General features: G+C 46.5%; 29 protein-coding genes. 23 read left to right on the top strand and 6 right to left on the bottom strand.

Going from position 1 to position 26960, the window contains the following annotated elements:
• The first annotated feature begins 169 nt into the window (after window positions 1-169).
• The 3 genes from typA (at window position 170) to ESP131_RS13345 (ending at window position 3614) form a co-directional block, all read left to right on the top strand.
• Complete coding sequence (gene typA / locus ESP131_RS13355) at window positions 170-2017, top strand: translational GTPase TypA (protein WP_023468842.1); 1848 nt, start codon at window positions 170-172, stop codon at window positions 2015-2017.
• A 26-nt stretch (window positions 2018-2043) separates the two neighbouring features.
• Entirely contained in the window at window positions 2044-2397 is a 354-nt protein-coding gene (locus tag ESP131_RS13350; RefSeq protein WP_023468841.1) for a YlaH-like family protein, read from the top strand.
• A gap of 122 nt (window positions 2398-2519) precedes the next feature.
• On the top strand, window positions 2520-3614 hold the full coding sequence (locus ESP131_RS13345; protein ID WP_156772516.1) for a PQQ-dependent sugar dehydrogenase: 1095 nt from the start codon (window positions 2520-2522) through the stop codon (window positions 3612-3614).
• Between the two features lie 43 nt (window positions 3615-3657).
• On the opposite strand, the gene ESP131_RS13340 is transcribed toward ESP131_RS13345, so the two are convergent.
• Window positions 3658-3861: a YlaI family protein gene (locus ESP131_RS13340; RefSeq protein WP_029342171.1), complete on the bottom strand. Its 204-nt coding sequence runs from the start codon at window positions 3859-3861 to the stop codon at window positions 3658-3660.
• A gap of 117 nt (window positions 3862-3978) precedes the next feature.
• On the opposite strand from ESP131_RS13340, the gene ESP131_RS13335 reads away from it, so the two are divergent.
• The gene (locus ESP131_RS13335; RefSeq protein ID WP_029342170.1) at window positions 3979-4431 is read left to right on the top strand and encodes a PNPOx family protein; all 453 of its coding nucleotides are present in this window, start codon (window positions 3979-3981) and stop codon (window positions 4429-4431) included.
• Window positions 4432-4471: 40 nt separating this feature from the next.
• Window positions 4472-5788: a PhoH family protein gene (locus tag ESP131_RS13330; RefSeq protein ID WP_029342169.1), complete on the top strand. Its 1317-nt coding sequence runs from the start codon at window positions 4472-4474 to the stop codon at window positions 5786-5788.
• A 39-nt stretch (window positions 5789-5827) separates the two neighbouring features.
• On the opposite strand, the gene ESP131_RS13325 is transcribed toward ESP131_RS13330, so the two are convergent.
• Window positions 5828-6289, bottom strand: a complete 462-nt coding sequence (locus ESP131_RS13325) for a hypothetical protein (protein WP_069940853.1) — start codon at window positions 6287-6289, stop codon at window positions 5828-5830.
• A 123-nt stretch (window positions 6290-6412) separates the two neighbouring features.
• Between ESP131_RS13325 and ESP131_RS13320 the strand changes: the two genes are divergently transcribed.
• The 4 genes from ESP131_RS13320 (at window position 6413) to ESP131_RS13305 (ending at window position 12892) form a co-directional block, all read left to right on the top strand.
• Window positions 6413-6691 (top strand): Fpa/YlaN family protein, encoded by a 279-nt coding sequence (locus tag ESP131_RS13320; RefSeq protein WP_023468835.1) that lies wholly within the window; start codon window positions 6413-6415, stop codon window positions 6689-6691.
• Window positions 6692-6761: 70 nt separating this feature from the next.
• The gene (locus tag ESP131_RS13315) at window positions 6762-8033 is read left to right on the top strand and encodes an FtsW/RodA/SpoVE family cell cycle protein (protein ID WP_029342167.1); all 1272 of its coding nucleotides are present in this window, start codon (window positions 6762-6764) and stop codon (window positions 8031-8033) included.
• Complete coding sequence (locus ESP131_RS13310; protein ID WP_047393710.1) at window positions 8026-11460, top strand: pyruvate carboxylase; 3435 nt, start codon at window positions 8026-8028, stop codon at window positions 11458-11460. Before ESP131_RS13315 ends, ESP131_RS13310 begins: the two co-directional genes overlap by 8 nt.
• A 76-nt stretch (window positions 11461-11536) precedes the next feature.
• Window positions 11537-12892, top strand: a complete 1356-nt coding sequence (locus ESP131_RS13305) for a cryptochrome/photolyase family protein (protein ID WP_029342166.1) — start codon at window positions 11537-11539, stop codon at window positions 12890-12892.
• 46 nt (window positions 12893-12938) lie between these two features.
• On the opposite strand, the gene ESP131_RS13300 is transcribed toward ESP131_RS13305, so the two are convergent.
• Window positions 12939-13832 carry a COX15/CtaA family protein gene (locus tag ESP131_RS13300; protein ID WP_029342165.1) on the bottom strand — a complete coding sequence of 298 codons (894 nt, stop codon included), beginning with the start codon at window positions 13830-13832 and terminating at the stop codon, window positions 12939-12941.
• A gap of 324 nt (window positions 13833-14156) precedes the next feature.
• Here ESP131_RS13300 and cyoE point away from each other — a divergent pair, with 324 nt between their 5' ends.
• The 9 genes from cyoE to ESP131_RS13255 all read left to right on the top strand — a co-directional run bounded on the left by cyoE (window position 14157) and on the right by ESP131_RS13255 (window position 21450).
• Window positions 14157-15089 (top strand): heme o synthase, encoded by a 933-nt coding sequence (gene cyoE / locus ESP131_RS13295; RefSeq protein WP_023468830.1) that lies wholly within the window; start codon window positions 14157-14159, stop codon window positions 15087-15089.
• 64 nt (window positions 15090-15153) lie between these two features.
• Window positions 15154-16185, top strand: coding sequence for a cytochrome c oxidase subunit II (gene coxB / locus ESP131_RS13290; protein ID WP_081834728.1), 1032 nt, complete (start codon window positions 15154-15156; stop codon window positions 16183-16185).
• Between the two features lie 35 nt (window positions 16186-16220).
• Window positions 16221-18089 (top strand): cytochrome c oxidase subunit I, encoded by a 1869-nt coding sequence (gene ctaD, locus ESP131_RS13285; RefSeq protein ID WP_029342162.1) that lies wholly within the window; start codon window positions 16221-16223, stop codon window positions 18087-18089.
• A 1-nt stretch (window position 18090) separates the two neighbouring features.
• A complete protein-coding gene (locus ESP131_RS13280; protein ID WP_029342161.1) occupies window positions 18091-18720 on the top strand; it encodes a cytochrome (ubi)quinol oxidase subunit III in 630 nt (209 codons plus the stop codon).
• A 1-nt stretch (window position 18721) separates the two neighbouring features.
• Window positions 18722-19051 carry a cytochrome C oxidase subunit IV family protein gene (locus ESP131_RS13275; RefSeq protein ID WP_029342160.1) on the top strand — a complete coding sequence of 110 codons (330 nt, stop codon included), beginning with the start codon at window positions 18722-18724 and terminating at the stop codon, window positions 19049-19051.
• A gap of 131 nt (window positions 19052-19182) precedes the next feature.
• On the top strand, window positions 19183-20088 hold the full coding sequence (gene ctaG, locus ESP131_RS13270; RefSeq protein WP_029342159.1) for a cytochrome c oxidase assembly factor CtaG: 906 nt from the start codon (window positions 19183-19185) through the stop codon (window positions 20086-20088).
• An 18-nt stretch (window positions 20089-20106) separates the two neighbouring features.
• On the top strand, window positions 20107-20568 hold the full coding sequence (locus tag ESP131_RS13265) for a DUF420 domain-containing protein (RefSeq protein WP_023468824.1): 462 nt from the start codon (window positions 20107-20109) through the stop codon (window positions 20566-20568).
• Between the two features lie 12 nt (window positions 20569-20580).
• Window positions 20581-21186 (top strand): SCO family protein, encoded by a 606-nt coding sequence (locus ESP131_RS13260; RefSeq protein ID WP_029342158.1) that lies wholly within the window; start codon window positions 20581-20583, stop codon window positions 21184-21186.
• A 6-nt stretch (window positions 21187-21192) separates the two neighbouring features.
• Complete coding sequence (locus ESP131_RS13255) at window positions 21193-21450, top strand: hypothetical protein (protein ID WP_023468822.1); 258 nt, start codon at window positions 21193-21195, stop codon at window positions 21448-21450.
• Window positions 21451-21597: 147 nt separating this feature from the next.
• Here the strand turns inward: ESP131_RS13255 and ESP131_RS13250 are convergent, their stop codons facing one another.
• Complete coding sequence (locus ESP131_RS13250) at window positions 21598-21948, bottom strand: YugN family protein (RefSeq protein ID WP_023468821.1); 351 nt, start codon at window positions 21946-21948, stop codon at window positions 21598-21600.
• A gap of 110 nt (window positions 21949-22058) precedes the next feature.
• A complete protein-coding gene (locus tag ESP131_RS13245; protein WP_029342156.1) occupies window positions 22059-22835 on the bottom strand; it encodes an ATP-grasp domain-containing protein in 777 nt (258 codons plus the stop codon).
• A 92-nt stretch (window positions 22836-22927) separates the two neighbouring features.
• Here ESP131_RS13245 and ESP131_RS13240 point away from each other — a divergent pair, with 92 nt between their 5' ends.
• The 5 genes from ESP131_RS13240 to ESP131_RS13220 are packed head-to-tail and all read left to right on the top strand — an operon-like array spanning window position 22928 to window position 25764.
• On the top strand, window positions 22928-23368 hold the full coding sequence (locus ESP131_RS13240) for a YlbF/YmcA family competence regulator (RefSeq protein ID WP_029342155.1): 441 nt from the start codon (window positions 22928-22930) through the stop codon (window positions 23366-23368).
• A 24-nt stretch (window positions 23369-23392) separates the two neighbouring features.
• A complete protein-coding gene (locus ESP131_RS13235; protein ID WP_023468818.1) occupies window positions 23393-23650 on the top strand; it encodes a YlbG family protein in 258 nt (85 codons plus the stop codon).
• Between the two features lie 46 nt (window positions 23651-23696).
• On the top strand, window positions 23697-24278 hold the full coding sequence (gene rsmD / locus ESP131_RS13230; protein WP_071908823.1) for a 16S rRNA (guanine(966)-N(2))-methyltransferase RsmD: 582 nt from the start codon (window positions 23697-23699) through the stop codon (window positions 24276-24278).
• Window positions 24275-24766 carry a pantetheine-phosphate adenylyltransferase gene (gene coaD / locus ESP131_RS13225; RefSeq protein WP_029342153.1) on the top strand — a complete coding sequence of 164 codons (492 nt, stop codon included), beginning with the start codon at window positions 24275-24277 and terminating at the stop codon, window positions 24764-24766. Before rsmD ends, coaD begins: the two co-directional genes overlap by 4 nt.
• On the top strand, window positions 24766-25764 hold the full coding sequence (locus tag ESP131_RS13220) for a SepM family pheromone-processing serine protease (protein ID WP_069940852.1): 999 nt from the start codon (window positions 24766-24768) through the stop codon (window positions 25762-25764). Before coaD ends, ESP131_RS13220 begins: the two co-directional genes overlap by 1 nt.
• Here the strand turns inward: ESP131_RS13220 and ESP131_RS13215 are convergent.
• The gene (locus tag ESP131_RS13215; protein WP_069940851.1) at window positions 25737-26888 is read right to left on the bottom strand and encodes a tRNA(Met) cytidine acetate ligase; all 1152 of its coding nucleotides are present in this window, start codon (window positions 26886-26888) and stop codon (window positions 25737-25739) included. The two genes, ESP131_RS13220 and ESP131_RS13215, sit on opposite strands and share 28 nt — an antisense overlap.
• Window positions 26889-26960 lie beyond the last annotated feature (72 nt).

The raw sequence follows: 26960 nt of genomic DNA, 5'->3' as shown, positions 1-26960 counted from the left end.
ACCCGTGAGTACGTTAACAGTGTAGCGTGAATGAAGGATAATGAAAAGGCTTTCGGAGTGATGTCGAATCTTAGTCATTGCCAATTAGGACTCTACCTGTGCTATACTCTTAAAGTTGACCGAAAGTATGATAAGATTTATTTAAATGAATAGAAAGAGGTACACACCTATGACAACATTAGTACGAAATGATTTACGCAACGTTGCGATCATCGCCCACGTTGACCATGGTAAAACAACATTAGTCGATGAGCTTTTAAAACAGTCTGGTACGTTCCGTACGAACGAACAAGTCGAAGAACGCGCAATGGACTCAAATGACATCGAGCGGGAACGTGGAATCACGATTCTTGCGAAAAACACTGCAATTGACTACAAGAACACACGCATCAACATCGTTGATACGCCAGGACACGCCGATTTCGGTGGAGAAGTTGAGCGGATCATGCGTATGGTTGATGGCGTCATCCTCGTCGTCGATGCACGTGAAGGCTGTATGCCACAAACACGTTTCGTTTTGAAAAAAGCACTCGAGCAAGGACTTCAACCAATCGTCGTCGTCAACAAAATCGACAAACCGATGGTCCGTCCTCTTGAAGTCGTCGACGAAGTTGTTGATCTCTTGATCGACCTCGGAGCTGACGAAGATCAACTCGAATTCCCAGTCGTTTATGCATCGGCAGTCAACGGCTCAAGTTCATTTGAACCTGAATTAGAAAAACAAGAAGATACAATCACGAACGTTCTTGATTTGATTCTTGAGCACACACCAGCACCTGTCGATAACACAATGGAGCCGCTTCAGTTCCAAGTGACGATGCTTGACTATGATAACTACCTCGGACGGATCGGTGTCGGTCGTGTCTTCCGTGGAGAAATCAAAGTTGGCGATAGCGTTTCGCTTTCGAAACTTGACGGCTCAACGAAGAACTTCCGTGTTACGAAGTTGTTCGGTTACTTCGGTCTAAAACGTGTCGAAATCGAAACAGCAAAAGCTGGAGATTTGATCGCGATCGCTGGTATGGAAGATATCAACGTCGGTGAGACGGTTTGCCCGACTTCACACGTTGATCCACTCCCATTATTACGTATCGATGAGCCAACGCTTCAAATGACATTCATCGTCAACAACTCGCCATTCGCTGGTCGTGAAGGGGATCTCGTTACTTCACGTAAAATCGAAGAGCGTCTTGAAAAAGAACTCGAAACAGACGTTTCACTTCGCATCGAAAACACGGACTCACCGGACCGCTGGATCGTTTCTGGTCGTGGGGAACTTCACCTCGGGATCTTGATCGAAAACATGCGCCGTGAAGGATACGAAATCCAAGTATCAAAACCGCAAGTTATCATCAAAGAAGAAGAAGGCGTCAAAGTCGAGCCATTCGAACGCGTCGTCATCGATACACCAGAAGAGTACACAGGTTCTGTCATGGAATCGATCGGTCTCCGTAAAGGTGAATTGACGAACATGCAAACAATGGACAACGGTCAAACGAAAATGGAATTCATCGTTCCTTCACGTGGTTTGATTGGTTACCGTAACGAATTCCTTTCTGCTACACGCGGATACGGAATCATGAACCACACATTCGAAGAATACCGTCCGTTCATCCAAGCGGATATCGGTGGACGTCGCAGTGGAGTTATGGTCTCAATCGAAACAGGTAAAGCAACTGCTTACGCGATCTCAGCTCTTGAAGACCGCGGAACGATCTTCATCGAGCCTGGTATCGAAGTATACGAAGGTATGATCATCGGCGAATGTAACCGTGATGTCGATCTCGCTGTCAACGTCGTTAAAGCAAAACAATTAACGAACATGCGTGCATCTGCAAAAGATTCAACGAACGTTCTTAAACGTCCACGTGTCTTCTCACTTGAAGAGTCGTTGACATTCTTGAACGAAGATGAGTACTGTGAAATCACACCACAATCGGTTCGTCTCCGTAAACAAGTCTTGAACAAGAACGAACGTGAAAAGCAAGAAAAACGTCGTCGTCTAGGTAAAGATTGAGTCTTGAACGAATAGGGGGACTGGCAATGAATGCACAAGCTGCCGTTGCTTCTGATTTCTCGAAATACGATATTCCGTTCATCGCGAAACTTCTCGGTATCGGAAGTGATCCGAATAACATCGAAGCGGGATTTTATCCTTTAATGATTACCGTTGTCATTTTGACGCTTGTCGTCTTTAAGTTAGGATTTGCTAAGGAACTGGCATGGTGGAAATCACTGATCGTCTATCTCTTGCTCGCCGTCTTCTCGGCAGCATTGACGCTTGTCTTCTGGACATGGCCGATTCCTGAAGTACTTCTTGCGATGGTCTTCGTACTTGGTATTTATCGCTTCCGGATGTGGATGGTCAAGCGTGAACGTGAACGGACAGCTTCTTGACGGAAGCGTGTCATGAATCAAAAGAACGAATCTCTTCGGAGGTTCGTTCTTTTTTTTGAGTCAATTCAGATGCATGATTTAAAGCGGAGCGGGAACAATGATACTAAAAGGGGGAGAAAACAGTGAAAATAAGGTATGTCATACCCCTGCTGTTAACAGGTATTCTGATGGGCTGTACGCAAACGTCAGAAGAATCGTCAACAGAGGAAACGAATCAGACGACACAAGAAAACAATCAACAGGATTCAGGTGATCAAGAAGCGACGCAATCATCTCAAGCGCAAGAAGGCGTCGTATTTAAAGAGCTAAACGCTCCGTGGAATATCGTCCGAGAAGGAGAGGTGTTTTACATCACGGAACGTGAAGGAACGATTGTCAAAGGAGAACAAGATGATTATGAACGGATGCGCCTTCAGCTGAAAGAGGATGTCCTCGCTGAAGGAGAAGGTGGATTGCTTGGGATGGTACTCGATCCTGATTTTAAGGACAATAAGACAGCATACGTCTACCATACGTACGCCAAACAAGGACAAGCGACGAATCGCGTCATCGCGATAAAAGAAGAGGGCGACCAGTGGACGGAAGAACGTGTCTTACTCGATGATATTCCCGGAGCGACGATTCATAACGGGGGACGGCTGGAGTGGGGACCTGAGGGCGCACTCTACGTCACAGCAGGAGACGCAGCGAATCCCGAACTGGCGCAAGACATTGATTCGTTGGCAGGAAAGATTTTACGCATAACATCTGAAGGGAAACCGTTCGAGGGGAATCAAAAAGGATACGTCTACAGTCTCGGTCACCGGAATCCACAAGGACTTGTTTTCGTCGATGATCAACTGTATGCAAGCGAACATGGACAAAGTGGGCACGATGAAATCAACCGAATCGAACAAAAGAACTATGGATGGCCGACGATTGAAGGGAAAGAACAAGCTGAAGGACTGGTGACGCCGTGGTATGAAGTAGGAGAACAATCTGTTGCACCAAGTGGAGTGGCAACAGCAGAGAATACACTGTATTTTGCAACACTTGTCGGACAGCGATTACAAACGATTGATTTAGAGACGAAGCAAGTCAAGACGGTTGTCGAAAACCAAGGTCGGATTCGAGATGTCTGGATTGACGAGACGTCGATTTACTATATTACAAATAATACGGACGGAAGAGGGAATCCATCGGCAGATGATGATCGACTCGTTCGAATCAATCGATAAACAATAAAAGGTCTGTCAGGGAATTTCCCCGCAGACCTTTTGTTTACCAGTGTTTTCGTTTTGTTTCCCAAGTCGGGTATAAATGGAATTGTCCAGAAGCGTGGCGTTCAAGTGTCCGTTCTTCTACGCGTGATCGACACTCATCACAGATATGGACACGAACAGGTTTATTGCGTAATCGCTTCGCCGTGAAGGACCAATCATCAATCGTTTCACGCTTATCGCAAATCGTACATTTCACTCGCATGTCAGGTCCTCCCTTTTTTTCTTAGTATATCATATTAGAAGATTATTCAGATGTAAAAAAGGGAAACGAGAAGTATATCTCGAAATATCATCACTAAGTCGCAGAGGGGGTGATGTCATGGCAAATAAAGTTGAACAACAGCTCAACTCAGGTCAACTAGAAGCATTATCGCAATTACCACTCGTTTTTTTGATTACGCATGATCAATCCAAACATTGGCCCATCACACATGCAATCAGTTGGGTACATGCGACGGATTCGCAAACGGTTCGTTTTGCAATCGAAGCAGATTCTCATCTCGTTAAAACATTACGAGAGCATCCGGTCTTCACGTTGATCTTTTTTGCTGATCAGTCGACGTACAGCTTAACGTGTACGGACGTCAAGGCGATTACGCCACAAGAAGACCTTCCGTTACCACTCGCTTTTTATGAGGGACGCGTTGAGGAGGTACGTGACATCTTGTTTTACGGAGCAGCTGTCACACAACGACCGACTATTGAAAAAACATACGATGAACAGGCAGCCGAACGGTTAGATCAACTCGTTCATCGCATCCTAAAAGCGTAACATTCATCACAAACTCGACTCTAAAGGGGCGAACGATGGAATGAAAAAAATATACGTACTTGATACCAATGTCATGCTTCACGATCCACTTTCTCTTTTTCAATTCCAGGAGCATGATGTCGTCATACCAGCGATCGTACTAGAAGAACTGGATGGAAAAAAACGCAACATGGATGAAGTTGGACGTAATGCACGAGAAACAGCTCGCATCTTAGACCAATTACGAGAAACGGGGCAGCTTCATGCGGGAGTGCCACTCGGAAACGGCGGTATTCTTCGCGTCGATATTGGAGACTCTATTCATGAAGGTTCGCCGTTTACGCATGAATCAAACGATAATAAGATTATTGAACTGGCGTGGTCGATTCACCGTGAACAACAAACTGAAGCGACACCACGAGATGTCATTCTCGTCTCAAAAGATATCTTAGTCCGCGTCAAAGCGGATGCGTATGGATTAGTCGCTGAAGATTATATGACGGATCATATCGCTGATCTGACCGGTCTTTATACAGGATTTATCGAAGTGACTGTCGATCAGGAATATATTGATGCCTTTTATCAGGATAAACGGCTTTCGGTTGATGTTTTGCCAGAAAAAGTGCAACCGAATGAGTTCGTCATCTTAAAAAGTAACATGTCGAAAGCTTCAGCCATCGCCGTCGTTGATCAGAACCTGCCAATTATCCGGGCACTTTCGATCGATGTCGATCAAGTTTGGGGCGTAATACCACGAAACGTCCAACAACGAATGGCATTTGAATTGTTATTACGTGACGATGTACCACTTGTAACACTCGTTGGTAAGGCAGGTACCGGGAAAACGTTACTCGCACTCGCCGCGGGTCTTTTGCAAGTAGAAGACGAGCATAAATATAAAAAATTGGTCGTTGCTCGTCCCGTCGTACCGATGGGAAACGATATCGGCTACTTGCCGGGTGAAATGGAAGAGAAGCTTCGTCCGTGGATGCAACCCATCTACGATAACCTCGAACACCTCTTCAATACAGGATCAGGAGATGAACTTGGTAACATTCTCGCTGGAATGAAGACGATTCAACTGGAAGCATTAACGTATATCCGGGGACGTAGTATGCCGGGGCAATTCATCATCATCGATGAAGCGCAGAATTTAACGAAACATGAAGTGAAGACGATTTTGACACGTGTCGGTGAAAACTCGAAAATCGTGTTAGTCGGGGATCCGCAACAGATTGATCATCCGTATCTAGATGAGTATTCCAATGGTTTATCCTACGCCGTAGAACGACTCAAAAATGAGAAGATGACGGGACACGTCAAACTCGTCAAAGGGGAGCGCTCGAACTTGGCGCGCCTCGCAGCCGATTTACTATGAAAAAACGTGGTGCGTCTAATCAGGCGCACCACGTTTTCCTTATATGACGGTAACCGTATGAACGGATTTGACGATCCGTTGTCCGTGCAACAAATGAACGGGTCCATCTGCTAACACTTTGCCGTCTTGTGAGAACTGCAAATACACTTCGTCGAGTTGCTCAAGTGGAAGTTCAACCGTTTCTTCGCCTTCAAAACGAATAGCGATCGCATCCGGTAAGAGTTCAGCATTCCGGATGAACGGCGCAAGCGCCATCGCGAATGACCCTTGAAGCGCGGCTTCTTTTTCAGCACGTGTCATCGGACGATTGTGATCCGTACGACTGCCTTCCATGATACCTTTATCCCACGCAGCCCCCATTTTCGCGTAGTAAGCTTCTTGTTCACTTGTGTCGGCTGGTTGCCCGATTTTCTCGATTGCCACCTTTCGTTCTTCAAAGATCCAGACTGTCGGATCAATCGTTAACTGATGCCGTACTTTACCGTTAATCGGAAAAATCATTTGTTCTACCCCCTAAATGTGTAAGTCCAACAAATCCATTATACCGAAACGTTGAATTGTTGGCGAAAGTAAGGTAAAGTTTAGCTATAACAGGAACGCGTCATTTGATGAGGAGGGATTGGATTGTCAACTGAAATCGAGACAGTTCATCGCCAGCGCGCTCTTGAGCTACTAGAAGCGGATGCACAAAAAATCCGCCGGTTGATCGAGGTCCAGCTTGCGAATTTAACGATGCCACAATGTCCTCTTTACGAGGAAGTATTGGATACACAAATGTTCGGATTATCCCGTCAGATTGATTTTGCGGTACGTCTTGAACTGATTGATGCGGGTGAGGGGAAACAATTACTCGAATCACTTGAACAGCAATTATCTGATTTACATGATGCGGAGACGTGCTGATTTTCTACTCAAACGTGAAATGCGGCGTTTGGGTATTTTTTTTTAGAAAATGAAAAAAGGACGTGTACATATGTTAGCGAAGTTTAAAGAAAAACGAGCATTTTTTGACTATGGTCTCTTCTTTACGATGCTCATCCTCATGGCGATCAGTACGGTCATGGTTTATAGTGCGAGCGTGTGGAACGGTGGAGATTATGCGAATACGTCCTTCTTTGAGAAGCAGTTGATGTTTGATGCGATGGCTATCGTATTGTTCCTTTTCGTTTCGCAAATAAACCATGAGGTGTTCCGTGGACCAGTGATTCGTTTACTCTTGTACGCGATTACATGGTTGATGTTGATGGCGACGCTGTTTTCGGCACCACTAAACGGGGCTCGTGCATGGTTGAACTTCGGTATCTTCTTGATTCAACCAATCGAGCTTTGTAAATTTGTGCTCGTCGTCGGACTTGCGAGTTATTTTGATCAAAAGCACAAAGGGAAAATGGATGGCGTGATTGGGATCGTCCATCACTTCATCCATCGTCAAATTCCAGCGACGTCTCCAGGAAGACGAATTTTACTTAGTTTCTCGGACTGGATCTTGATTCCGATGATTGTATTACTTGCACCTTACGCGATCATCATTCGCATGCAACCGGATGACGGCGGATTGTTCATTCTGTTACTCATCACGGCTATGATTTTATTCGCAGTTGGATTACCGAGTGGTTACATCATGTTATGTGTCGTCACCGTACCAATTATCTTCTTGTACGCATGGAATAATTTTTCGGATAATCAGATGCAACGGATTCAAGCAAGTTTGAATCCCTTCCTTGATGCAGAAGGTAAGGGATATCAGCTTATCAACTCCGTCATATCAATTGCCCACGGGGGATTATTCGGAGTAGGTCTTGGAAATAGTTTTCAAAAGTATGGTTATCTGCCAGAGCCTGAAACCGACTACATCATGTCGATCATCTCAGAGGAGCTTGGATTCGTGGGTGTTCTCGTCGTGCTTGGTCTATTGTTCTTCTTGATGATTCAAGGGGCAATCATCGCTAATCGGTGTGTCTCACTGTACTCGAGTATGCTCGCGCTCGGTATTTCGGGTATCATCTTCATCCAGACATGTATCAATATCGCGGCGATGTCTGGCCTGTTTCCAGGTACAGGCGTTACCTTGCCATTCATCAGTTACGGTGGATCATCGTTACTTGTCATGAGTACGATGCTTGGTGTGATGGCGAACATTTCCATGCAAAACAAATATCGGATGGCGTATCATAAAGAAGTGCAGACTGCACGTTCGATGAGTGCCACGAGCTCATTAACTAAAGGGGGAGCATCAGTTGACTAAAATCCAGAAGATTCTCGTAGCAAACCGCGGGGAAATCGCGATTCGCGTTTTCCGTGCAGCGACAGAACTCGGTATTCGTACCGTTGCCATTTATTCGCGAGAGGACATGGGTTCTCTTCATCGCTATAAAGCCGATGAAGCGTACCGGATCGGAGAAGGAAAAAAACCGATCGAAGCCTATCTCGACATTGAAGATATCATTGCAACAGCGAAAAAAGCCGAATGTGATGCGATCCATCCTGGTTATGGATTCCTCTCTGAGAATATTGAGCTAGCCAAACGTTGCCGTGAAGAAGGCATCATCTTCATCGGACCGCAAGAAGAGCACCTGTATAAATTCGGGGATAAAGTACGGGCACGGACGACGGCGATTGAAGCTGGTCTTCCTGTCATTCCAGGAACGGATGGTCCGATCTCATCCATTGATGAAGCGTATGCGTTCGCAAAAGAAGCAGGCTATCCACTCATGGTCAAGGCATCGCTTGGCGGTGGTGGACGCGGTATGCGTGTCGTCCGGACAGAAGAAGAGCTTCCAGACATGATTGAACGTGCGAAATCTGAAGCCTTGAAAGCGTTCGGTTCGGATGAGATTTACGTCGAAAAATTAATCGAACGACCAAAACATATTGAAGTTCAAATCATCGGTGATGCCCATGGGAACATCATTCATTTGTTTGAACGTGATTGTTCCGTACAGCGTCGTCACCAAAAAGTAGTCGAAGTGGCACCATGTGTCACGCTATCAGACGAAGGGCGACAAAAGATTTGTGACGCAGCCGTCACGTTGATGAAACATGTCGGATACGAAAATGCGGGTACGGTCGAATTTCTCGTGACACAAGATGAATCGTTCTATTTCATCGAGGTCAACCCACGTGTCCAAGTCGAGCACACGATTACGGAGATGATCACAGGCGTTGATATCGTCCAGACGCAAATTCGTGTTGCTGAAGGCGAATCGTTACATAGCGACCTCGTTGGTATTCCGCAACAAGAAGACATTAAGATGCTTGGGTTTGCAATCCAAAGCCGAATTACGTCAGAAGACCCAGAGAATGGCTTCTTGCCGGATACAGGAAAAATTAAAGCGTATCGTTCACCAGGTGGTTTTGGTGTACGTCTTGATGGTGGGAACGCTTATGTCGGAGCAGAAATTTCACCATATTATGACTCACTGCTCGTTAAAATCTCGACGCACGGTTTGACGTACGATCAAGCTGTCGCGAAGATGCGTCGAAACTTAAGTGAATTCCGTATCCGTGGGATTAAGACGAATATTCCATTCTTAAGCAACGTCTTGAAACACCATGCGTTCGTCAGCGGGGATTACAACACATCGTTCATTGATGATACACAAGAATTATTCATCTTCCCGAAACGTCAAGACCGGGGAACGAAACTATTGACGTACATCGGAGAGGTTTCCGTCAATGGATTCCCGGGAATCGGAAAATTGGACAAGCCGCTTGCGCGTGACGTCCGGATTCCAAAAAATCTCCCGACAGACTATACACCAGGTGCCAAAGCGATTCTCGACGCGGAAGGTCCGGAAGCCGTCGCAAAATGGTTGGCAGCTCAGGAAAACGTTTTGTTGACAGATACGACATTCCGTGACGCCCATCAGTCGCTCCTTGCGACGCGGATGCGGACGAAGGATCTCGTCGCGATTGCAGAGGCGGAAGCGAAACTGCTACCTGAATTGTTCTCTGTCGAAGCATGGGGAGGCGCGACATTTGATGTCGCCTACCGATTCTTATCGGAGGATCCATGGGTTCGTCTGATGAAATTGCGTGAAAAGATGCCGAACGTCCTCATTCAAATGTTGCTTCGTGGTGCGAACGGCGTTGGTTACAAAAACTATCCGGACAACGTCATCCACACGTTCGTCAAGGAAGCGGCGCAAGCAGGAGTCGATGTCTTCCGAATCTTCGATAGCTTGAACAACCCGGAGTCGATTCAACTCGCAATCGATGCGGTCTTGCCGACAGGTAAAATCGCGGAAGCAGCAGTCTGTTACACAGGGGATTTATTCGACGCGAATCGTCCGAAATACCACCTGCCGTATTACGTCAATCTGGCAAAACAACTTGAAGAAAGCGGCGCTCATATCATTGCGATCAAGGATATGGCGGGTCTCTTGAAACCGGAAGCAGCCTATGCGCTCGTATCAGCACTCAAAGATGCGGTATCGTTACCGATCCATCTCCACACACACGATGCGAGTGGGAACGGGATTTACACGTATGCGCGTGCGATCGATGCAGGTGTCGACGTCGTCGACGTTGCGGCATCAAGCATGTCAGGACTGACAAGTCAGCCAGCGGGTGGGAGCTTGATTCATGCCTTAAGTGGTCATCCACGTCAACCGCTCGTCTCAGCACAGAAGTTTGAACAGATTTCGGATTATTGGCAGGATGTGCGTCATCTGTACCAAGCATTCGAACTCGATATGATCGCACCGAATCCAACGGTCTATGATCACGAGATGCCAGGTGGACAATACTCGAACTTACAGCAACAAGCAAAAGCAGTTGGACTTGCGGATCGTTGGTCTGAAGTCAAAGAGATGTATGCGCGTGTCAATATGCTGTTTGGAGATATCGTCAAGGTCACACCATCGTCGAAAGTCGTCGGAGACATGGCACTCTTCATGGTTCAACATCATCTGACAGAAGAAGATGTCTTGCAACGCGCAAGTGGACTTGATTTCCCGGATTCAGTCGTCGAACTGATGAAAGGGGAGCTCGGAACACCACCAGATGGTTTCCCGCAAGACGTTCAACAGGCTATTCTCAAGGGAGCTGCTCCGCTGACAGAACGCCCAGGTAAGATGATGGAACCACTCAACTTCGATGCGGTCAAACATGAGTTGTTCGAAAAACTTGAACGTCCAGTCACGGAGTTTGATGCACTCGCTTACGCGCTCTATCCAAAAGTCTTCATGGATTACAGTTCGTACGTCGCGCGATATGGTGACATTTCTGTTCTTGATACGAATACATTCTTCCATGGAATGCGTTTAGGTGAGACGATCGAGGTTGAAATCGAACGAGGCAAGACACTCTACCTCAAGTTGATTCAAATCGGTCAGCCAGACGACCATGGTATGCGGACGATCTATTACGAGATGAACGGTGTGCCTCGTGAAGTCGAAGTCAAAGACATCAGTATCAAGGAAAGTTCATCAAGTCGTCCAAAAGCAGATCGAAGCAACGCGAAACAAATCGGTGCATCCATGCCGGGTAGCGTGCTGAAGGTACTCGTCGAGACAGGTACACGTGTCCGTAAAGGAGAGCAACTCCTCGTCACGGAAGCGATGAAGATGGAAACGACGATCCAAGCACCGGAAGACGGTGAAATTAAAGCCGTCCACGTCAAGGAAGGCGAAGCAATCGCGAGTCAAGACTTACTGATTGAATTCGTATAAGGGTCACAACGAAAAACAGGCGCACGCTCGGCGGGCTGCCTGTTTTTCATTCAATACGTAGTGGGAGAGGATACGATTGAACATTATTTGTTGGGTACGAAGTGATTTTCGATTACAAGATAATCACATGTTGGCACGTGCTGTTGAATTACTAAAAGAAAATCCGAAGGCGACGGTCGAATTCGTCTTTTGGCTCAATCCGGATTACATCGGAGAATATGAAGCACGCCAACAATATTTCTTCCAAGCGCTCGAAATATTTTCTGATGCCTGCAAAGAGAAAGAGATGCCAATCCGTTTCATCGAAGGGGATGAACAGGCGTTCTTAGATGCAACCGAAGATGCGGACATCTTGTTATTTAATGCGGAATATGTCGAACCATTTAAGACGCGAGATGAAAAAATCATTAAAAAGCGTAAAGATCGTCAGACGGAGCGACTACTAGACCGACATCTTCTTCACCCGCATGACATTAAAAAGCAAGATGGAAAGTTCTATAAAGTATTCACGCCATATAAGAATGCATTCATGAAAAAAGACATTCCTGCACCATATGAAGTCAAGTGGCAAACGCTACGGGATCATTATCAAAAGCGTCAGCACGATAATAGTTTCATCGACGCATATTTTAAAAAGGCAGAGTCGGAAGCCGTCTTCCATCCTGGTGAAAAGCAGGCGAAACAACGCTTGAAGAAATTCATCGAACAATCGCTTGAAGGTTACGAAGAGAACCGTGATCTTCCTGCTGTTGACGGTACAAGCTTACTCTCCCGCTACTTACGGACTGGAGAAATCGGTATTCGAACGGTCTATGCGGCTGTTCAGGAGGCAAAAGAATCAAAAGGAAAACAGACCTTCATCACGGAACTCATCTGGCGTGAATTCTATTACATGATTTTAATGCATTTCCCGGAATCAAAACGACAAGCCGTCAATACGCAATATCGGGAAATCGAATGGGAGAAAGATGAAGAGGGCTTCAAAGCGTGGTGTGAAGGCAAGACGGGCTATCCAATCGTTGATGCGGCGATGCGACAATTGAATCAAACGGGGTGGATGCATAATCGTCTACGGATGATCGTCGCTTCTTTCCTGACAAAAGACCTGTTAGTCGATTGGCAGAAAGGCGAACAGTATTTCCAGCAGAAACTCGTTGATTACGAAGCGGCATCAAACATCGGGGGTTGGCAATGGGCTGCATCAGTCGGAACGGATGCCGTTCCGTACTTCCGCGTCTTCAATCCGACGACTCAATCGAAGAAGTTCGATAAGGATGGCGAGTTCATTCGAAAGTATGTTACGGAAATCAAGGATTTATCAAAGCAGTATATTCATGAACCGACTGCTGAGCAACGCAAGGATTATGGCTATCCAGAACCAATCGTCGCACACGACGAAGCACGAAAGCGTGCGATTGCTCGATTCAAATAATGAAAAAAGGATGTCCCTCAAGCGAGGAACATCCTTTTTTACGATCTTATTGAAGACGACTGTTTGCCTTGCGCGTTCGGAATGCATGGTACGTCAAGTAAGATAAGACACCGAAGTAACATGTGATCAAGAAAGCATGGAGTAACGGGACATACGTTGCATGTCCACCAAGAACGATCCAAGCCCCAGTGGCGACTTGGCACGAGATGAAGAACGTCGCGAACGCCATACCAATCGTTGTCGTCCGGTGTTTTAAGCGAATCGCAACGACATGGACGAATAAGGTGAACAGGAACAATAGTCCTGCCATGATCCGGTGAATCATCTGCACCCAAGCTTCGAACGTCATTGACGGTTGAGAACAGACAGGCCAACCAACGCAAGCATATGTAGCGCCGACGTGGCGTACGTAAGCACCGGTATATACGACGATTAGCGTATAGATGAGTAGAGCGTATAAGAGTTTCCGTAAGAATGCTGGGACCGATTCCCTGAATTCCTGACCCGGACGCTCCATGATCAACAACGTCAAAATCAACAGCGAAGCAAAGGAAATCAAGGAGATACCGAAATGTAACGCCATGACGAGGTCCGATTGTTGCCAAACGACAGCACCAGCGCCGACGATCGATTGAATCAACATGAAGATGAAGGCGAGAAACGCGAAGATCTTCGTATCGAGTCGATCCTTGAAGGCAACGAGCGTCCAGAGACATAAGGCGATGATTAAGAGTCCAACGACTCCAGTTACAGCACGGTGGCTATATTCAATCATCGTTTCAACACTTGGGTTCGTCGGAATGAGTTCCCCATGACAGAGTGGCCAATCCGTTCCGCAACCATCGCCAGAATCCGTTTTTGTGACTGTCCCACCCATCAGCAAGACGATCATCATCGTAAACGTGACGAAGGCTGAAAACATCGAAAGCTTTCGATTCAAGATTTGGACACCACCTTTCTAAAAAATACGAAATACATGGATTTCCATAGGACTAGTATCGCACAAAAAGTACTGAAAGGGTTGCAATCTTTTAGAACAACGCTATTCTAGTATTAGGTAAATATGGTGAACTGTGATGAAAATCACATAGATTTCACATTTTGTTCATTATGTCGAAAGTATTTTCATACGTCACGGTCCTGAATATGTGGTATCTTTTATAGAGAAAAGGGCGTTTCGTGGCATGTCTGTGTTATTTCTGTGAAGAAATTACGTGAAGCTTAGGTGCTAAACGGAAGCAGACGGTGAAAAGGAGGGAACAGCATGGCGAAAGTTACTGGAGAGGCACTGGATATGGCGATTGAGCAAGCAGATCAGCCCACATTCAAGGACTATATTACCCTAGCAAAAATGGGGATTGTCCGTGCCAATCTGATTACGGTCTTCGCAGGGTATGTCGTAGCGGCATCGTACATAACGGATGATGTCCTGTTGTATCTATGGCAAACCAAGTGGATGTTACTGTGGACGCTTCTCGGGAGTGGATTGGTCATTGCCGGAAGTTGCTACCTCAATAACTACATTGACCGGGACATCGATTACAAGATGGAACGGACGATGGGAAGACCAAGCGTTACTGGGAAGATGGATGGACAACGGATACTCGCACTAGGACTCGGTATTCTTGCGACCGGTACGGTATTGTTGTTGATCGTCAACCATGTGGCGGCAGTGTTCGGATTGATCGGATCATTCGTTTACGTCGTGATTTATACGATGTGGTTAAAGCGGACGCACACGATCAATACAGTCGTAGGTGGTATTTCAGGAGCTGTGCCACCAATCATTGGATTTGCGGCAGTCACTCCGACGCTTCACATTGATGCGTGGATTTTATTCCTCATCATGTTCGTGTGGCAACCACCACATTTCCTTGCACTCGCGATGCGACGGACAGAGGAGTATCGGGCAGCAGGTATCCCGATGTTACCTGTCGTAAACGGATTCGCGATCACGAAACGACAAATTGTATGGTGGATTGCAGTACTCATTCCATCATCACTCCTCTTAGCACACTATGGCATCATCTACATGATCGTCATGGCATTGCTCGGTGGATATTGGCTCTATATGGGACTGAAAGGTCTGAAGATCCAAGATGAACAAGCCGAAATCAAATGGGCGTCGAAGATGTTCTTCTTCTCACTCTTTTATTTCACGGCTTGGATCGTGACGGTCGTACTCGTTTCTCTCTAAAACGATTTGACATAATTCACGTACACCATTACGAAAGACAAAATTGGGGACAAAGAAAGTGGGGATGGTTGTGAAAAAATCAGTAAAAATGCTCTTCCGGCTTCTTCCAATCGGCTTGATGGCACTCATGTTATCAGGTTGTGGAATTCCGGAATTGTCTGCGCTACAGCCTCGCGGAGAAGGCGCTGAGATGCAACTTGAGATCATCAAGCTTAGCTTGTGGGTCATGTTGTTCGTCCTTGCGATCGTAGCCGTCATTTATATTTACGTACTTATGAAATTCCGTCGTAAATCAGGTGATAACACGGTTCCGAAGCAAGTCGAAGGGAACCATACGCTTGAAATCATCTGGACAGTCATTCCGATTCTTCTCTTGATCGTTCTTGCAATTCCGACGATCAAAACAACGGTTGAACTTGCAGATGCAAAAGAAGCGAAGAAAAACGAACAAATCAACGTTACAGCAAATCTCTACTGGTGGGAGTTCGAATACCCAGACAAAGGTGTTTCGACAGGACAAGAACTCGTCATCCCAGTCGGTAAACGTGTTGCTGTTAACTTGACGTCTAAAGACGTCATTCACTCATTCTGGGTACCAGCTCTTTCTGGTAAAACAGATACGAACCCAGGTCTTGAGAACGAAATGTGGTTACAAGCAAAAGAAGCAGGCACTTACTACGGTAAATGTGCTGAGTTGTGTGGTCCTTCCCACGCATTGATGGACTTTAAAGTCGTTGCGATGGAACAGGATGACTACGATCAGTGGTTGAAAGACATGAAATCTGCAAAAGAAGCAGAAACGAAACAGCTCGACAAAAAGAATGAAAAGAACTGGACGACTGGCGAGAAAGTCTATGCTCAGAACTGTCTCAGCTGTCATGGTGGCGGAAAAGTCGCACCTAGCTTGACGAACTTCGGTGACCGTCAACGTATCGCGGGTTACCTCGATCATGATAAAGAGAACCTCGAAAAATGGATTCGCGATCCTCAAAAAGAGAAACAAGGTACGAAAATGCCTGGATTCTCTGAAGATCAGATCAGCGATGAAGAATTGAGCGAATTGGCAGATTATCTATTGGACAAAAAGCTCCAATAATTTTTTAAGGGGGAATCATAGTGGGGACACATACTATGGGTATGCCGCAGAAAAAAAGCGGCATCATGGACTGGCTAACGACAGTCGACCATAAGAAAATCGGGATTCTCTACATCATGTCTGGATTGTTCTTCCTTCTGGTCGGTGGCGTAGAAGCCCTAATGATTCGTTTTCAATTGATTAAACCGATGAACGATTTCGTCAGCGGTGAACTCTTTAACCAATTGATCACGATGCACGGTACGACGATGATCTTCTTGGCAGCGATGCCGATGTTGATTGGATACATGAACGCTGCAGTACCGCTTCAAATCGGGGCACGTGACGTTGCGTTCCCATTCTTGAACGCACTTGGATTTTGGTTGTTCTTCTTCGGTGGAGTCTTACTGAACCTCTCTTGGTTCTTCGGCGCTGCACCGAACGCAGGATGGACAGCGTACGCACCACTTTCTACAGTTCCTGAATCTCTTGGTGTAGATTTCTACGCTTTAGGTCTTCAGATTTCTGGTTTCGGTACACTTATGGGGGGGATTAACTTCCTCGTTACGATTTTGAACATGCGTGCACCAGGTATGAAACTGATGCGGATGCCGCTCTTCACATGGACAGCATTCGTTGCTTCTGCCTTGATCGTTTTCGCATTCCCACCACTTACGGTTGGATTGTTCCTCTTGACGTTCGAGCGACTCTTCGGAGCGCACTTCTTTGACCCGGCAGCGGGCGGGAATATCGTCATCTGGGAACACCTCTTCTGGATCTTCGGTCACCCAGAAGTTTATATCTTGATCTTACCGGCATTCGGTATTTTCTCTGAAATCATTCCTACATTTGCTCGTAAGCGTCTCTTCGGTTACACGACGATGGTCTTTGCGACAATGTTGATCGGTTTCCTCGGATTCATGGTATGGGTCCACCACATGTTCACAGTTGGTCTCGGTCCGGTCGCAAACGCGATCTTCGCCGTAGCAACAATGGCGATTGCTGTACCGACAGGGGTCAAGATCTTCAACTGGCTCTTTACGCTGTGGGGCGGTAAGTTGACGTTCCCAGTCGCGATGCTTTATTCGGTCGCGTTCATTCCATCATTCCTTGTTGGTGGTATGACAGGGGTCATGCTTTCAGTAGCACCTGCCGATTATCAGTACCATGACAGTTACTTCGTAGTCGCTCACTTCCACTACGTTATCGTTGGTGGGGTAGTCTTCGGTCTCTTCGCAGGTCTGTACTACTGGTTCCCACTTATGTTCGGGAAACAGCTCAACGAGTTCTGGGGAAAAATTCAATTCTGGTTGTTCTTCATCGGCTTCCACTTGACGTTCTTCCCACAACACATCCTCGGTCTTACAGGTATGCCACGTCGTGTCTTCACGTACTTGCCAAACCAAGGCTGGGAAACAATGAACTTACTTTCATCAATTGGTGCAGCATTCATGGGTGTATCGACGATCGTTCTCGTCATCTCGATTGCAGCAGCATTGATGTCAAAAGAATATGTGAAACGCGACGTTTGGGGAGATGGACGTACACTTGAGTGGACACTTCCAGTTCCAACTCCAGAGTATAACTTCGCTCAAATTCCACTCGTCAAAGGTTTGGATACGTATTGGCTCGAAAAAATGGCGGGGAACAAAACAGTTTCTGTATCGGAAGAAGTCGGCGATATTCATATGCCGAATAACACGATCTTGCCATTCGTCATGTCAGTCGGTCTATTCCTTGCAGGTCTCGGATTCATTCTTCGCCTCGACTATGGAACTGTTGGTCTCGTCGTTGCCTTGATTGGTCTTGCGATGACATTGATCGCGATGTTCTTCCGTTCTTGGATTGACGATGAAGGATACTACATCCCGAAATCAGTCGTCGAAGAAGATCTACGCCTTGAAGCAGAAAAGGAGGCGAAGTAAGATGGGTCATCATTCAGTACCGAATAACCCGATCACGGGTATTCCGGATCATGTTGAAAAAGCAACACTTGAGGGTAAGAATAAATATGTAGCCTTCTGGTTCTTCCTTGGAGGAGAGACGACTTTGTTCGCCTCTCTCTTCGGAACATACATCGGACTTCATAACTCCGGTGCAAAAGAAGGATTACGCAGTTATGACATCTTTGAAATGGGTCTCGTCTTCATCATGACGATGCTTCTTCTCACAAGTTCATTAACAAGTGTTCTTGCGATGATGGCGATGAAACGTAATGATGTGAAGAAGATGAAAATGTGGTTGATTATCACACTTGTTCTTGGACTAGCATTCTTAGCGGGTGAGATCTATGAGTTCAATCACTACTACCACATCGGTCATACGTTCACGTCGAGTGCATTTGGTTCTGCCTTCTATACACTCGTCGGTTTCCACGGTGCGCACGTCTTGTTCGGTCTTCTCTGGATCTCGACATTGCTCATCCGGAACTGGAACCGTGGCATCACGGTCGTGAATGCGCCGAAGTACTATGTTTCAAGTCTTTACTGGCACTTCATTGACGTCGTCTGGGTCTTTATCTTCTCAGTCGTCTACCTCATGGGGATGGTGAAATAAGATGGAAAAACACGAACCGCAACTTACGCGCAATCAAATCGAGCTTGAGATGAAAGCAGAACGTGGTCGTGAGACACAACTGCAGCTCATCAGTTTCGCACTCATGATTTTCTTGACGCTCATCGCTTTCGGTGCTGTCATGGCTGATCTCATGCCGCACTGGGCAGCCGGTGGTTTCTTGATCATCATGGCAATCGTTCAGGTTTACCTTCAGCTTTACATGTTCATGCATATGAACAACAAAGGCAACACATGGATCAAAGTCATGATGGGTCTTGGCATTTTCGTCGCCTTGACGATCGTTGCGACACTCCGTCTGTTGATCTGGTAAGAAATGTGACCATTCTGCTAACGTTTAGCAGGATGGTCTTTTATTTTGGAATCGTTTTATGAGAAACCTTTACAATGAAATAGGGGAACGGTAATCTTAGTTTGTAAGAGAAAGGAACGGGGTGAAAAAATATGTTAGGCAATTTAAGGGGAGCACTTTCGCAATTCGACTGGACTGTCTTATGGAGTCCGTATTATGCGTTGATACTCGTTGGATTGTATATCCTATATGCTGTCGTGACAGAAAAGTTGCGTCGTCCGGATGAGCCGGAAACAACGCTTGGGCAAAAGTTTTCGATGCTCGCAGCATTGATCGTTTTTTACATCGGTTTTGGAAGTCCGTTAGACCTGCTAGCGCATATCACGTTCTCAGCACACATGCTGCAGATGGTATTCGTCTATATGGTCGCACCGCCGCTCTTGTTGATTGCGATACCAGAGTGGCTTTATAAGCGCTTGTTCGATGCACCGTATCTTGGGAGGATTCTTCGCTTCTTCATCAAGCCGCTGATTGCACTTGTCGTCTTTAATGCCTTGTTTACGTTCTATCACATGCCATTTATTTTTGATTATGTCTTAACGAACTATACCGTTCACCGTCTGTTCCACGGAACATTGATTTTCTTGAGTATGACGATGTGGTATCCGATCATTGCACCGGTCAATGAGGCGGACAGCCTTTCTGACCTAAAGAAGATGGTGTATATCGTAGCGAATGGTGTGTTGTTGACACCAGCCTGTGCCTTCATGATCTTCAGTCAAAGTTTTCAGTATCAAGCGTATCAGGATCCGGCGACGTTCGCGAAAGTACTCGCTTACTGTATGCCGAACAATGATTTGAGCGGCTTGAACCTGGAACGATTGCTCGGAACGACAGATGACTTATTAGAGGACCAACGCTTTGGTGGTGTCCTCATGAAGCTCGGTCAAGAACTCGTGTATGGTTTATTCTTCGGATTAACCTTCTTTACATGGGTGCGCCGTTCAAAAAGTACTGCCGTGGATGAAGGCATGTCCTTCACACCAAAAGCGGATTAAATTGGAGGAAGTTGGAACATGAGTTATTTGCCGTTGATTTGTGTGTCGCTGATTGTCATCAGTGCGATTTTCGTAGCGATTGGCTGGTTTTTGATCGCCCAAACGCGTCGTAACATGAAAGCTCACCAAACCGTGATGACGATTGCAGCTGCACTCGCTTTATTATTCTTCATCATGTATGCCTTGCGGACGATTCTGCTTGGTAACACAGCCTTTGGCGGTCCAGAATCCGTCAAAGCCTATTACACAGGATTCTTGATCTTCCACATCCTTCTTGCGACATCTGGTGGGGTGCTCGGTTTGATGGCACTCTATCATGCGTATAAGAAGAACTTTGCACGTCACCGTAAAATCGGACCGGTTGCCTCGATCGTTTGGTTTTTGACAGCCATTACCGGTGTGATCGTGTACTGCTTATTATATGTCGTCTACGATCCAGGTGAGACGACGAACGTATTCCGGGCGATCTGGAGTCATTAAGGGGGAGCCAACTTGAAAAAGAATAGTTACTTGACGGTCGCTGCCGTCGTCCTCATCTTAGTTGCGGCAGCCGGGGGATATTATTATTTCTTCATGAAAGAAAAGTTACCTGTCATCGCTGAACCGACGCCATTTGAATTAACGAATGCTGTAGACGGAAAATCATTCAATTCGGAAGATGGAAAAGTCAAAGTATTGACGTTCTTCTACTCGAACTGTCCTGATATCTGTCCGTTGACATTAAATGATTACCGTAAGCTTGAGAAGAAGCTTCGGAGTGAAGAATTGTATGGAAGTGACGTCGAACTCGTCGCAGTGACAGTTGATCCAAAAGTCGATACACCAACAGTCTTGAAGAAGTATGCTTCGAACTTTGAAGCAGATGCTAAGGGCTGGAAAGTATTGACGGGAGATCCAGTCGTCATCGATCGTCTGACTCGTCAGTTGAACTTCTATTACTCAAAGGCCGAGAGTGGCTTAGTGACACACGGAACACAAATGTTCATTTTGGACCGTGAGAATAAAGTACGGGCGATTTCGTCTATGGCGAAGACACCGGATGAACCGGTCGACTTAGAAGAGGTCATGTCTTCGGTCACACAATTAGCAAAGGAGTGAAGGTAGATGACATATGAAGAGTACATGCAAGGAGATGTTACCGTCTCTATTCAAGCCATCGAGGAATTACTTGCTTGTGCGATCGAAGATTATGGAATCCATCACTCCCGGATCAAACGGATGGACCGGGAAGAGATTGCATTTAGCGTAAAGGTCAATGCACCGGCAACGTCACTTCACGCACTTTATCTTCATGTACGCGAGCAGCTTGGGATTCAGCTCGGAGACGATGTCGTATCCTACGTACAATTCGTCGCGCGTTAAAAGCGGTTTCGTGTATTTTAAGGAATAACAATCAGATGGGCAGAACAGCTAATGACTTCGTAGATGATGCGAGGTCGTTAGCTTTTTTTGTTTGGAATGAAGAACAAAAAAATAGAGGCTCCTAATTGGAACCTCTACGTGTGAGTCTTATTTTTCGAGTGTTTCGAGCAATGCTGCTAAACGACGTTCGCAGTCTTTGACGATTTCTGGAGGGAACGTCTCATCATACTCGACACCGTGTGGATAGTAGTGTTTACCGAGAAGTGGTGTCATCATACGAACGACAGCATGGCGATCTTCAATCTCGCCTTGGATCGCATAGACAGGAACACGCAGGTAGAATACTTCACCTGTTGATTGTTTTTCGTACTTCATGTCGTACATCGCGCGTTCATAATCCCACTGTCCTTCACGAACGAAGCGGTGATGTTCCATGATTGTTTCGAGAAGACCGAACTTCAGTTCCTTGCCTTCGATACCATATTGTTCAAACTTCATGTTTGAATCCCCCTATACCCCAGTTTGCTAGTAGATACTAGTCTTTCCAAACTATCATACCATAATGAATGAAACGATGACGTAAAAGATGTGAAGTCATTTTGAAGAATTCATGAACTTCCATATTTTCGTTCGACATATTCAAGAATCGTATCCGGTGCGTGGATACCAAGATGATTGAGTCCTTCTCCACCGAAGAAAACATTGAACTCAAGAACGTACCACTGTCCGTCACGGATGATGAGATCAAAACCAGCGTGATCGATATCGAGCTGTTTCGCTAGAGCGAGCACGAAGTCGATTGCTCCTTGTGGCACATCATCAAAATCAAGGACACCACCTTGAGCGACGTTATTTAAGAATTGAGCACCACCGACGCGCCAGTACGCAGCAAGGACTTGATCGCCGACGACGACGACACGTAAGTCTTTCTCATTCGGAATGTACTCCTGAATGTAGAACGTCTCGTGTGTATCCGTGTATTTCTTCCAGTCCATTTCATTTTTGATGAGATGGACACCTTGTCCCATTGAGCTACGAACTGTCTTAGCAACGAACGGAAACGAAAATTCTCGTAAGACACGTTCGACAGTGAATTCATTTTTTCCGTAGATGCCGGTCCGAGGGATGTTATCCGGAATGACGGTTTGAAAAATCCGCGTCATCTCAATCTTGTCATGACCTAAGTGGAACGTAGCAGCCGACGGGAAAATCGGTTTTTTCATTCCGTAGATGATCGAGTGGATTTGCCAGTATTCCGGGAACAGGACGACATCCGCCTGTTCGATTTTTTTTAAGGAATCAAAGTGATAATCTGACTTGGCATGTTCCGTCTTGATTCCAATCGTCCGGAACATATTAAAAGAGAGCAGTTGCATAAAGTTCATTCCTTCCTTCTGAACAAATTATACACAATTCAACAGGCTAGGAGGGAGAGAAATGTTATGATAAGATGGTAAAGTTAAGGAGGAGATTCGTTGTGATATATACCGATAAGACGATTGACCTCATCAACGCAGCGGAAGACCTCATTCGATCTCTCGCTCAAAGTGAAACGGGGCAAGCATATAGATGTGCGAAACAAGCACAGCAAGAGTCAGTAGAGGCACAGGCTGTCATTCGCGATTTTCATCAAGTCAAGGAGGACTACGAACTCGTACAGCGATTCGGACGGTACCATCCTGACTATCAGACGATCACGAAAAAGGTCCACGAAGTCAAACGGCGACTTGATTTACAAGAGGAAGTCGCGCAGTTTAAAAAGGCGGAAAAACAACTCGAAACGTTACTCGGACAAATCAGTCTGAAGCTCGCTGGGGAAGTATCACCGCAAATTAAAGTACCGACGGGAAATCCTTTCTTCGATCAAGGATGCGCTGGAGGTTGTTCGACCGGTGGCAGCTGTAGCTGTAGCGGATAACGAAGATGAAGGGGGTAGGCTGGCGTGATCAAGGAACGAGTGGGACTCATCGTCTATGTCAATGCGATGAAAGCATCCCGTCAATTACGCCGTTACGGGAACGTCTACTTTACGTCTAAACGTGAACGATACGTTCATCTATATGTCGATTTAGATCAACATGAACAGGTGATGGAAGTCATTTCGACTCTCCCGTTCGTCGAATCGATCAAACGTTCAGAACGACCGTTCATCACGGAGACGTTCGCGAACAAAAAAGGTAAAATGCCAGAAGAAGCATAATCCATGGAGCGATGAGGACATCCTCGTCGCTTCTTTGTTGAAAGGAATGAAGGAAATGCGAGTCATTTCAGGGGAACGGAAAGGTACACGATTAAAAGCAGTACCAGGGGATCAGACACGACCGACTACGGATAAGGTAAAAGAATCTTTATTCAACGTCATCGGTCCTTATTTCAATGGAGGACGGGCACTGGATCTTTTTGCGGGGAGCGGTGGTCTTGGGATTGAATCTCTGTCAAGAGGATGCGATGAGGCAGTGTTCGTCGACCAACACCATAAAGCGGTCCAAACGATCCAAGATAACTTACGAACGACGCACTATACGGACCAAGCACGTGTTTTGAAAAAAGATGTAGCGATCGCTTTAGCGGAACTCGCATCTGAAGAGCCGTTTAAATTGATTTATTTAGACCCTCCTTATGCAAAAGAGCGATTGACGGAACATGTCACATACATAGAGCAACATGATATGCTGACGGACAACGGTGTCATCGTCTGTGAACATGACTCTGCTGTTGAATTACCGGACCGGATCGGACGGCTAGAAGTCGTGCGTCGACTTCGTTATTCTGCTGTCATCTCGATCACATTGTACGAATTCATGGAAGCGGAGGAAGACCACGAATGAAACGAATCGCCATTTGCCCAGGTAGCTTTGATCCGATCACGAACGGACATTTAGACATCATCGAGCGTGCCGTTCCGATTTTTGATGAGATCATCGTTGCCGTACTGAATAATTCTTCGAAGCAACCACTCTTTTCTGTCCAGGAACGGATGGAGTTGATTGCCGATGTGACGTCGCACCTACCTCAAATCAAGGTGGATTCCTTTAATGGTCTACTTGTCGATTATGCGGCGGAAGTCGGTGCAACCGCGATTGTCCGCGGTCTACGAGCAGTTTCGGATTTTGAATACGAAATGCAAGTCGCTTCCATCAACAAGAAGATGAACGATCAAATCGAGACACTGTTCATGATGACGAATAATCAGTATTCCTTCTTGAGTTCTTCGATCGTTAAGGAGGCTGCCAAATATGGTGCTTCCGTTGCCGATCTCGTACCGCCTTCCGTCGAAGAGGCGCTACGTCAGAAATATACGAAAGGAGAACTGTGATGAAAGCTTGGAAACCCGCCTTAGCAGCTATCGTTGCTGCCTTGATCGTATTTTTCGTACCACTTCCTTATTTCATCTCTTATCCAGGTGATGCGACGTCGACAGAAGATTTGATCGAAGTATCTGGAGGCGACAAGGAACCGGGAGATTTGATGATGCTGACGATCGCACAACGTCGGGCCACGCCTTACTTTCTCATTGAAAGCTTATTTCTACCGTTCTCCGAAACATCGAGTGTAAGTGATTATCTGTACGACGGCGAGTCGGACGCGCAGTATGAAACGCGTCAGAAGCTGTATATGGAAGAAGCGCAACATAACGCAACGATCGAAGCGTATGAATTGGCGGATCAAAAGGTCGATGTCGATTTCGAAGGGATTTACGTCTCTGGGGTCATTCCCGGTGGTCCAGCTGAGGGGAAACTGAAAGCAGGGGATCGCATTACAAGTATTGACGGAAAACCGATTACGTCATTCGAAGGTTTCATGAAGACGATTCAAGCAAAAAAAGCAAAAACAGCTGTTCCGATTCAGTTCACGCGTAAATCGGAAGACAAGAAGACGACGATTCGAGTGGATCAGTTATCCAAAGAGGTTAAGCGCGTCGGGCTCGGCATTTACGAACCGCTTCCGATCTCAAACGTGACGACGGATCCTGATATTGCGTTTCAGGTCGAAGACGTCGGAGGACCTTCTGCTGGGATGATGTTCACCCTTGAAATCTATGACCAATTGACGCCGGGAGATTTGGCGAAAGGGCATAAAATCGCCGGCACAGGAACGATTGAAGAAGGCGGCAAGGTAGGACCGATTGGTGGAGCGTGGCAAAAGGTGGTCGCTGCAGACGAGGCAGAAGCAGAAATCATGTTCGTACCAGCAGGAGAGAACTACAAAGAAGCAAAACCATCCATCAAAAAACTCGGAACGAACATGAAGCTCGTTCCGATCAAGACAGTCGAAGATGCGATTGATTATTTAGAAGAACTTCCAGCAAAATAAGGGAAACGACGGTGTTCGAGCAACGCGTCGTAGCGAGCCAAGGGCAGTGCATATGCAGCTGTCACTTGGCTTTCTTTCGTTAGCCAAGGATGACTCGTAAAGGTACTGAAGACGGTAGTCCGCGTTTTGATGGTTTTGAGTGCTTGTCGTCCTCGTTCTGAAAAGGCGAGGGGACGAACAAAATCAATATGGTCGTAATCAATCCGTGCGACCTCCTCTGCTGTCGTTGAGGTCAACAGATAGATCAGGGCACGTTGCAGGCTCGTCCGCGTATAACGGCGTGTTTTGACGTAATTCAGAAAGGTATCGAACGTCGTTGCTTGTTTCGCCCCTTCGATGAGTCGTGGCGCTAACGAAGCGTCGATCCCAGCGATTCGTATCAACTCGGGTACTGGGGTTGTCAGTAGACGTTGTCGAATCCACGGATAATAGTGCGAAAAGTTGGCGAAAGAGGCGTTTGCTAAGACGTCTTCGGTTTGTTCAGGAAGTGCGAGCAGCTGACCGTGCGTTTGATGATGGGCGCGTATCGCGGTGGCGCTCATGATGTCTCCGGTTGATAAGTCGTGGTAGCCACTTCCAATCCGTTTCGTCGTGTGAAGCGATAGGGTATTTGCGGCGCGAGCGTAATAATAGCCAAGCGTATTGTTCGGTTGTGTCAAATCAAGCGTTCCTGAGACGCTCTTGAATGCTAGACTAGCGGCGTGAGCAGAAGAGAGACCAGATGCCAAACCATCGTGTAAGGCTTGCTTGTAAGCAAGTGTCTCTTCGATCTGTTCCGCTGCCGCATGCAGAAAAGGTTCGATGTCTCCACACTCGCTTCCGAACGAAAGCGATTGACAGCCGATCGTCTCGGCAATCGTCACACCACCGAGTGCAAAACGATCAGCACGCTGGACAGCAAAATAGAAGGGGAGTTCAAGAACGAGATCGATGGCACCGCTCGCGACCGCTGCCTGAGCACGTGTCCATTTGTCTGTAAAGGCGGGTTCACCACGCTGCATGAACGTTCCGCTCATGATGGCGACGATGACGTCGGCATCCGTTTCCCGTCGTGCTGTCGTCGCTTGATAATAGTGTCCGTTGTGAAACGGATTGTACTCTGAAATGATAGCTGTCATCCTCATGAAAACTTTCTCCTTTGCAAACCGAATTAAGTGCGGTAATATGGATAAAGACGTCCAAAAGTGTTCGTTCTC

It is taken from the genome of Exiguobacterium sp. U13-1, assembly GCF_001750115.1.
GTDB lineage: Bacteria > Bacillota > Bacilli > Exiguobacteriales > Exiguobacteriaceae > Exiguobacterium_A > Exiguobacterium_A acetylicum.
The sequence above is the reverse complement of the archived record's forward strand: the minus strand, read 5'-3'. Positions and strand labels throughout refer to the sequence as shown.